9 protein-coding genes are annotated in these 6,931 nt (G+C 53.3%); all 9 read right to left on the reverse strand.

Annotated elements, in window-relative coordinates:
* Positions 1–641: TatD family hydrolase (locus tag QZ310_RS13400; RefSeq protein ID WP_297073736.1), on the reverse strand; the 641-nt coding region annotated here is incomplete at its 3' end.
* Positions 642–852: 211 nt separating this feature from the next.
* A complete protein-coding gene (gene yidD / locus QZ310_RS13405) occupies positions 853–1,065 on the reverse strand; it encodes a membrane protein insertion efficiency factor YidD (RefSeq protein ID WP_297073738.1) in 213 nt (70 codons plus the stop codon).
* Positions 1,066–1,316: 251 nt separating this feature from the next.
* Positions 1,317–1,799 carry a ribonuclease P protein component gene (locus tag QZ310_RS13410; RefSeq protein ID WP_297073741.1) on the reverse strand — a complete coding sequence of 161 codons (483 nt, stop codon included), beginning with the start codon at positions 1,797–1,799 and terminating at the stop codon, positions 1,317–1,319.
* A 70-nt stretch (positions 1,800–1,869) separates the two neighbouring features.
* The gene (locus tag QZ310_RS13415) at positions 1,870–2,631 is read right to left on the reverse strand and encodes a uroporphyrinogen-III synthase (protein ID WP_297073743.1); all 762 of its coding nucleotides are present in this window, start codon (positions 2,629–2,631) and stop codon (positions 1,870–1,872) included.
* Between the two features lie 12 nt (positions 2,632–2,643).
* Positions 2,644–3,456, reverse strand: coding sequence for a DUF4271 domain-containing protein (locus QZ310_RS13420; RefSeq protein ID WP_297073745.1), 813 nt, complete (start codon positions 3,454–3,456; stop codon positions 2,644–2,646).
* Positions 3,453–4,016 (reverse strand): TIGR00730 family Rossman fold protein, encoded by a 564-nt coding sequence (locus QZ310_RS13425; RefSeq protein ID WP_297073748.1) that lies wholly within the window; start codon positions 4,014–4,016, stop codon positions 3,453–3,455. The genes QZ310_RS13420 and QZ310_RS13425 overlap by 4 nt, the downstream gene beginning before the upstream one ends.
* A 77-nt stretch (positions 4,017–4,093) precedes the next feature.
* Positions 4,094–4,591 carry a hypothetical protein gene (locus tag QZ310_RS13430; RefSeq protein ID WP_297073750.1) on the reverse strand — a complete coding sequence of 166 codons (498 nt, stop codon included), beginning with the start codon at positions 4,589–4,591 and terminating at the stop codon, positions 4,094–4,096.
* Positions 4,592–4,690: 99 nt separating this feature from the next.
* The gene (locus tag QZ310_RS13435; RefSeq protein WP_297073753.1) at positions 4,691–5,101 is read right to left on the reverse strand and encodes a hypothetical protein; all 411 of its coding nucleotides are present in this window, start codon (positions 5,099–5,101) and stop codon (positions 4,691–4,693) included.
* A gap of 127 nt (positions 5,102–5,228) precedes the next feature.
* Positions 5,229–6,554 carry a hypothetical protein gene (locus QZ310_RS13440; protein ID WP_297073755.1) on the reverse strand — a complete coding sequence of 442 codons (1,326 nt, stop codon included), beginning with the start codon at positions 6,552–6,554 and terminating at the stop codon, positions 5,229–5,231.
* Positions 6,555–6,931: the final 377 nt, after the last annotated feature.

Raw genomic sequence — 6,931 nt, forward strand, 5'->3', positions numbered from 1 at the left:
GGGTTGTATTTTTTTCCGAAGGAGAGGTGGAAGCCGTGGGCGAGGAGTTCACGGGCGAGCTGGGGTTTGCCACGGAAGCCGTGGATGATCCAAGGTTGGGTGGGACGCCACTGTTTTTTCAGGGCTATTATTTCGGGGAAGGCTTTGACTATGTGGAGGATGAGGGGTTTGCGGAGGGTTTCGCTCAGGGTGTAGTGATAGCGGAGGAGTGTGGTCTGGGCTTGGATTATTTCTGAACGTGAAGCGTGAAAGGCTTCCCGGTGAGCCTTTGCGGATTGCTGAGCAGAATCCTGATTGCCGGAAAGGGAATCATAGTGAATATCTGAAAGAGGAGGGGTTTGATTATCGGAAAAGGGGGCTCGATTAGTATGGATGGAGGGAGAATATTCGCAGCCGTGTGGACAGAGGGTGTCGAGGCCGCATTCGCCGATGGCGAGGATTTGGGGTTCGGCGGCGAGGGCGCGGAGGAGGCGAAGGGAGGAGGGGGTCACACGGTGGTAGTTCCAGGGGTGGATGCCGACTGAGTAATAGTAGCCTTTGCGGAGTATGGGAGATGGCTTCCGATTGGTGGCTATCAGGTCAACGGGGTCGAGGTCGACTATGGCGTTGCGTTTGAGGATGTGGGTGTGGGAGTCGAACATGGCGTTTTTTCGCTGACAGGTGGGGATCAGGGGTGCGGAAAGGGCACATAAAGACAGAAGGTCAGAAGAGACAAAAGATTGTTTTTTAGGGGATTATGGTGTTGTTTTGAGGGAATTATGCTTATGTTTCTTTTGAATATTTTGTTCTTTTGTATCTTTATTCATCAGGTATAAACTTCGGCTTGATTCTGCTTTTCGCTGACAGGTGGGGTCAGGGTACGGGGTCGTAGCCGGAGCCTCCCCAGGGATGGCAGCGGGAGATGCGTTTCAGGGCCAACCAGGAGCCACGGAATATGCCGTGTTTGAGGATGGCTTCAACTGCATAGGCGCTGCAGGTCGGTGTGAAGCGGCAGGCGGGCGGAAACATCGGGGAGATGCAGTATTGATAGAAGCGGATGGGGAGGATGAAGAGTCGACGCAACAAGGTGTGGAGGGGATTAAAGGGGGATGGGGATTGATAGGGATGATGGGGCTGATAAGACCAATAAGCCTAATAGGGTTTTGATAAGGCTAATAGGGCCAATAAGGCTAATAGAGTTTTGATAGGGCTAATAAGCCTAATAGGCCTAATAAGCCTAATAGGGTTTTGATAAGGCTAATAAGACTAATAGGGCCAATAAGCCTAATAAGCCTGATGGGGCTGGGTGATGGGACCAATGGGACTGCCGGGGAGCCTTAACTATTGGGGCTGATGGTTGTTGCGGGGGTGGTGAGGGTGCGGGTTATGCGGGTGAGTATGCGGGTGACGGCTTTGAGGACTTCGGCATACGGGAGGACTTCACCGGCGACATATATAAAGGCGATGTCGATAGGGAGGTCCATCGGGATGAGGTGGCGGTTGAGGCGGTAGGCTTCGCGTATGCGCCGACGCATCTGTACTCTGTCTACGGCATGGCGGATTTTTTTCTTGGGAACCGCGATGAGGAATTGTGGGCAAGGGGCTGGCTTGCGGTGGGGAGTATCAGAGGACTCTACGGGGGAAGTTTGGGAGGAGGCTGTTTGGGTGAGGGCTGCGAGGCGGGAGGGGTTGATGGTCCACACGGCGCGCAGGGGGTAGGCCATGACAGAATGCGCAGCGGGATTGCTGCGGTCAAAGAGTTGGCCTATAGCAATCTCGCTGCGTAATTTTTCGATTTTATATAACCTTTGTCCAAGCATAATGGAGGTCAAAGTCTGTCATGGATGAATTTTCGATTCCCGGTAAGGGGCTGGCGATGAGGGGTCGGAATTATTCCTCAGTATTGTTTTCGCCAATCTCTTCCTTAAGGAAGTTTTCGAGGGCGGCAGTCATCGAGGGAGCTTTCACCGAGGGAGCTTCGAGGTCGAGACGGAGACCTGCGTTGCGTACAGCCTGAGCTGTAGTGGCTCCAAAACATCCGATGCGGATGTCGTTCTGCTCGAAACCGGGGAAGTTTTTCAGAAGCGAGTCGATACCCGAGGGGCTGAAGAAGAGAAGCATGTCGTAGTCAAACTTCTCATCGGGACCGAAGTCATTTGACACGGTGCGATACATTACAGCCTTAGTGTAGTTGATGCCGTTCTGATCGAGAATGCTTGTGTCTTCCTTATGTACATCCGAAACGATGTAGAGGAAGCGTTCCTTCTTGTGCTTGATGAGGGCGGGCAGGAGGCTGTCGAGCTTGCCTGTCTCGCCATGGAAAATCTTGCGTTTGCGATAAACGATGTACTTCTGGAGATAGAGTGCGATGGATTCTGTTGTGCAGAAATACTTCATTGTATCAGGAATGGAGATTCGCATCTCCTCACAGAGCCTGAAGAAATGATCAATTGCAGTGCGGGCGGTGAAGATAATTGCCGAAAAGTCAGATATAGAGATTTTTGACTGACGAAACTCCTTAGCGGTAAGCCCTTCTACCTTGATAAAGGGCCGAAACTCGATTTCCACTCCATACTTGTCGGCAATGTCATAGTAGGGCGATTTGTCGGAAGCAGGTTTCGGCTGGGAAACTAATACTTTTTTAACTTTCACTGTCAGTAGTGCTTAGGGTTGTAATTGACTGAAAAACCCGATACATCTATAGATGATAACAGGGGGTACAATTTCGAGAGTGCAAAGATACAAAATAAAATAAAGCAACGAACCAAAATTGTCGTAAAAAAGTCTAAAGCCCTTGAAAATAAATATCAAACGGGCCAAAATATAGCAAACAATGCCGACGGTGACCACGATACCGGCCTGTTCGGGATTGAAAAGCACCACGAGGGCCGGAATGGTCAGGGCCATGCCGAGGAGCGCCTGCGAGGCGTTGAAACCTTTCATCCACTGCTTTCCCGAGAGCTTGTCGGTGAAGACATAGCCGACCACGCGGTAGGCCGTCAACTGCCAGAGATAGTAGACGACAGCAAGCAGACTCAGGGCCGCAATCTCAGGAAACATCGGGAGCGGAGTGGTGAAACCGCCCGCATTCAGCCCGGCATTTATGATGATGCCCTCACAGATACAGGCAAGCAGCACGATGGACATCTGGATACCGGTCTCGCTGAAAGTGCGGACCGCCGATGAATTGTCGGTGCGCCTGACCGTCCAGAGGTCGTTGGAGAAATTCTTGAGATAGGTGGAATAATGGTGGAAATTATAGGCGAGGAGCATGAAGAGGGCAATAATCATGCAGAGTACCCCCGAATCATAGCCCGGGAGCAACTTGCGCTCGGAGGGGACCATACCGGAGGTGTAGGGAACCTTTCCCACGGTCATCGTCAGCTTTTCGAGAGCCGACGACGGGGCGTCCTGCTCACGGCAAAGCTGCGGGCCGAATGGATTGGCCACAGAATCGGTCGTCAGGGAAGGATTCATTTCTCGATATTGTTGATTACTTCAATCGCCTCCTCGGGAGTCGACACGACAACTGCAGGGATGCGGCCCCCACGCATGAAACCCTTCGACTGCATTGACTCGAAGAGTGCAATGAGGAGGTCATAGAAGCCGTCGGTGTTGACGATGATGACCGGTCCGCGGAAAAGTCCGAGCTGATTCCAGGTCATAATCTCGGCAAGCTCGTCGAGAGTGCCTATGCCTCCGGGGAGAGCTACGGCAGCACGGGCCATCGAGGCCATTGTCATCTTGCGGTGGTGCATCGACTCAGTGTCGATGCAGCGGGTGAGACGGGGATGGTTCCACTTCTTCTCCATCATGAAATGGGGAAGGACGCCGACAGCCTCGCCGCCGGCATCGAGGGCACCTTCGATAGCGGTAGCCATCATGCCGCCGGCACCGCCCCCGCACACGAGTGAGAGGCCGGCACCGGCGATGAGTTCGCCCATACGGCGGGCGGTGTTGAGATAACGGGAATCAATATCTGATGATGAGGCGCAGTAGACAACCACGCCCGAAGGAAGTTCGTTGTTACAATTCATGACTGCAAAATTACGAAATATGCGTCAGATAGACGATTTTTAGTCATAAAATGTTCACGAATAGGGGCGGAATCAGGTCAATAGCCCCGCTTACGGACAAAGGGACGAGCCGGACTGCGGAGGGAGGAAAGGAGTGTGGAGAGCGATGCAGTGTGGTGCTGACGGTAGTTTTCAGCTATTGTCAGGAGGGAAGCCGACGAAGAGGAGATGTTGGGAATGACGAGGAGGTTCAGGGCGCTCTCAAAGACCCGGTCGGCGATAATCATCTCCATCCGTCGGCGCAGATGTGTGGCAAGCGATGCGGAGGAGGCGGGAAGACGGAGGTTGAGCTGAAGCAACTGCGGGTCGGCAGGCTCGGCGGGGAGAGGATCGTCATTGTCAATGAAAGGGAGAAGATCGAGAGTGAGTTCGGAGAATGAGTTTTCAATCATGAGCCTCAGAGGCTCCGGATGCTCCTTGTCAAAAAGCGGGGCAAGGAGCGCCCTGACTTCCCCGTCGGGAAGAGAGAGGAGTTCGAGAGCTGAATAGGCATGGATGATGTCGGCTATCCGGGAGGAGGAGAGGGAGAAGAGCATGATGGATGGAATATAAGAGATAAGGCTAATAGGGCTAATAAGGCTAATAGGGCTAATAGGGCTAATAGGGCCAATAGGGACGGCAAATTAAATTGTCGGTCAGGCGGGGATGAGGATGGTGCGGGTGGAGTAGTCATAGTATCGGCGCGCGAGGGTGGCTGCTGTTGCCGGGGAGATGAAGAATTGCGAGGCATGACCGGCGGAGAGGACATTGGCGAGGGCTTCGGGAAGGGTCATTGAGCGCGATTCCATCAGGCGACTTACACGGCGGTTGAGCTCTGTCCAGAGTTCAAGACGGCGGTCACGGCGGAGTGTGAGGCGACCGTGGCGCAACACACGCAACATGCGCAGGGCGTAATCAAACGTACAATAATAGGCCGGGGCCGGAGAGAGGGCTGCTTTGGCTGCGACAGCATCGATGTCGACAGGCGAGGTGGCAGGAAGAGAGTGGAGAATGGAGTGTACGGCGGTCAGAAAATGGCGGTTGCGGAGGGAGAGAAGCGTCATCATGGCAAAAATAGTTGTTTGTGAGTTAGTATTGTGGTTTTGCAGAAGTGTTGGTATTATGTTGGGTTTTGTATTGGCAAATTTACCATAGTGCTATGGTAAAAATCGCGCACACCTATGCAAATAAATGTTAAACCGCCGGTTTTTCAAGAGCGGCGACAGCCAGACGGTCGCGCATCGTGCGGAAAGAGTTGAAACTCTCATAGACGTCGAGGAGAGCGATGGCCGAATTGTAGACCTGACTCTCATAGAGCGAAGCCGAGACATTTGAACCGGGAGCCTGCCCCTGCAAGGCCGCCGTCACTCCGGAAATCTGCTGAAAAAGCTGCATTTCGATTTCAAGCAGCTTCGCTGCGCCCTCGCTACGGCCTGCAGTGGTAATTTCCGTGGGTCGCGCCCTTGCCGTGGGGTTGATGGGGATGACACCGCCGGGACGGCTCCAGATGTCGGCCACCATCTCCATGTCCAGACCCGCAGGAATTGCATCCGTCGGCATGAGGAGGACGCCCTTCGCACTGTTGGCAAGAATATGGTCGATGGTGGTGATGAGGGTATTGATATGCTTCTGCTGCCCGACGAGGTCTTCGATGAATGGATGCACCTCGCCGTCCGTCAAGGGATAAAACTTTATGATGAAGGGGTGGGCACCGTTGGCAAGGGGCGATTCGGTCTGCTCTATGACACTGCCGTCGGGGGTGATGAAGCGGCAATGCCAGTGAGGTTTGACTTTCGGGTCGGAGAAGGTCATATCGTAGGTCCAGACCTCGACCACACGGCAGAAACCGGGAGCTGCCGGGCTGTAAAACGAAGGTTCTGCGGTCTCGCGTCCGAAAGGTGACGAGAGCGAAAGGAAGGGTCCGGAAGCCTCAACGTGGCGGTAGACCTTTTCAAGATGGCGCGAACGACGCTTTGAACCGTGACTGAAACGGAGTTTAAGTTCGTCGAGAGTCATGTCGTGACACATCCCGACAAGTCTCACATCCGATGCGCGCGGGTCGCGGAAAGGGGTGCAGAAGAAGGAACCGAGCCTTACGTTGTCGACCCACACTCCCGCACCGACCGGAGGACGGTTCTCGTAGGCAACATGCTGGACGACTGTGCCGGAAATCAGGAACTCTTCGAGGGCGCGGCTGTCGAGTTCGGTCATCAGATTCGTCTCGCGGATTGCGCTGAGAGCTTCCGACGGGGAGTCGTCGGTCTGCGAGACGTTGTATCGAAAGCGCCCGACTACGCTTTTGACCAGAGCACGGAGGAGATTGTTGGTGAGCGGACGCATCCCTGACATGGTTGCTTTTTCGTACTCGGTGACGGTGTGGCCGTCTGCCGTCTGTGTCAGGTCGCTCCACTGGTCGCCGTAGGTGTGCTGCATGAGCCTCCGGCGTTTCTCGCGCAGGAAGGCATGGTGTTTCCATGCGCTGTGTGCCTCTTCAAGGAGGCGAGTGTTTTTGGGGAACATGGTTTGTTGGATATAGTATAGAGATTTTTTGATATAGTATAGAGATTAAAGCATAGAGTATAGATAATTGTATTGAGAGATGGTATTTTTAAGTATAGAGTTTAAAGTATAGAGTATAGATAATTGTATTGAGAGATAAAAGACTAAATTTATCTTCTGTTTCTTTTTTAACTTATGTTCTTTTGTATCTACCAAGACTTCATGGTTCAGATATGCAATTCTGCGAGGGCGGCATCGTCGAGGCAGTATTCATCCTCGGAATAGCTCACACAGGAAAGAGTGGCAAGCGAGTCGGTGGGCGTGGCGGCAGGATAGAGATGCAGTTCTCCGTCAGTGAAAACGGCCACGGGGCGGGAGGGAGTGGCACGGGTGAAGGG

The sequence above is a fragment of the uncultured Duncaniella sp. genome (assembly GCF_910577345.1).
Taxonomy (GTDB): Bacteria; Bacteroidota; Bacteroidia; order Bacteroidales; family Muribaculaceae; genus Duncaniella.